The organism is Borrelia persica No12 (assembly GCF_000500045.1).
GTDB classification, from domain to species: domain Bacteria; phylum Spirochaetota; class Spirochaetia; order Borreliales; family Borreliaceae; genus Borrelia; species Borrelia persica.
In genome coordinates, this window is sequence record NZ_AYOT01000067.1 from 1 (window position 1) to 1,381 (window position 1,381).

The 1,381-nt window shown below is 33.7% G+C and carries 1 protein-coding gene and 1 pseudogene; both read left to right on the top strand.

Annotated features, from left to right (window positions below; all coding sequences use genetic code 11):
- Nucleotides 1-753: pseudogene (locus U881_RS12545) on the top strand (right-handed parallel beta-helix repeat-containing protein); the annotation flags it as partial.
- A partial coding sequence (locus tag U881_RS11420; protein WP_200861708.1) for a right-handed parallel beta-helix repeat-containing protein occupies nt 750-1,381 on the top strand: 632 nt, incomplete at its 3' end. The pseudogene U881_RS12545 and the gene U881_RS11420, both read left to right, overlap by 4 nt.

The window sequence follows — 1,381 nt, forward strand, 5'->3', positions numbered from 1 at the left end:
AGTCAGGGTTCTCGTTATATTTACTATTTTGATATATATGGTGATGTTTTTTATACTACAGCTCGTAATATATTGCAAACAAATAATGCAGATGATTTTTACAGTAAACGTTTTGAATATACGACTAGATTTATTTTTGATTCTAAATCAGCTGGCGTACTTTTTGATTTTTTAACTAATTTGAGAGTTAAAGGTCATACAATAGTGAATTTCAGATCAATTCAGGAGTTAGAGCTTACTGATTTTGTACGAATCAGGTTTGAAGACACAGGCATTGAGCATTTTTTCTTGATTCTCTCTAAAAAAGTTACCAAATTTGATATGAATATTAGGTTTTATGAGTATGAGGGTCTTACATGGGGAGATTATACGCATTATGATTATCTGACAACTTCTCAACATATAGGTTCGAAGGATCATTTAGGTGCTATTCGTGAGGTTGTAGTTGCTCCTTTTAATTATGTTATGGACGATGATTCGACACTACCACATTTTGTTGCAAAAGGATTTCAGGATGAAGTTACAATTCAGAGTGCTTTAGATTTAGCAAAAAGTGCTGGAACAAGCAAAATAAGATTACTGTCGGGTGATTTTTATATGTATGGTTCAGTGGATATTTCTGGTTTTGAAATTAAAGGAGATGATAATGTTGTAATTCGAACAGGTGGATTTGCAAAGAATTTATTTACTGCAACACGGTCATTGAAGATGTCACGGCTAACTTGTGGCATAAGCCTATTAGTGAACTGTTGATTAGAGGTGGTTCTCTTAGTGATGAACCTTTGGATTCATTTTTGGAAGATAAAACTTTTTGTGGTGATACTGCTTTGAGATTGTGTTCAAGTTATAGATTGCGAGAAGAAGAGAGGTTTTCGGTATATTTAGATAGTGCCAGTTTTGTGTATCTTAAAAATATCACATTTTTGTACAATCAGGCCTTGGCTTTGCGAATTACGAGTGTTCCCAAAATATTGCTAGAAAATGTTGTTTTCAGACACACAAATCATGGTTTTAAAATTGATGGTGTTGACAATCTGACTTTAATTGGAATTGAAATTGAGTCCAATAAGAATGCGTCTGTTGCGGAGGGAGTGAATGCAATAATGAGGGGAGGAGTTGTCAAAAAAAATATAAATGGATTGAACTTTACTCGATTTTCTAGCATTAAGATCACTGGTGGTGAATTTAGTAACAATACGGGTGTTGCATTAAATCTTGGTGATGTTGTAATTGCTAGGCTTTCTGAGAACAATTTTGTAGAAAACAAAGTAGGACTTAAGACTCATTCGTTAGATTTGTTGATTCGTGACTTTTTTGTGAAAAATGAGCTTGGTGTGGAGATTATAAAAAACTCTGATGTTAGTGCTCGTGTTGTTGACGT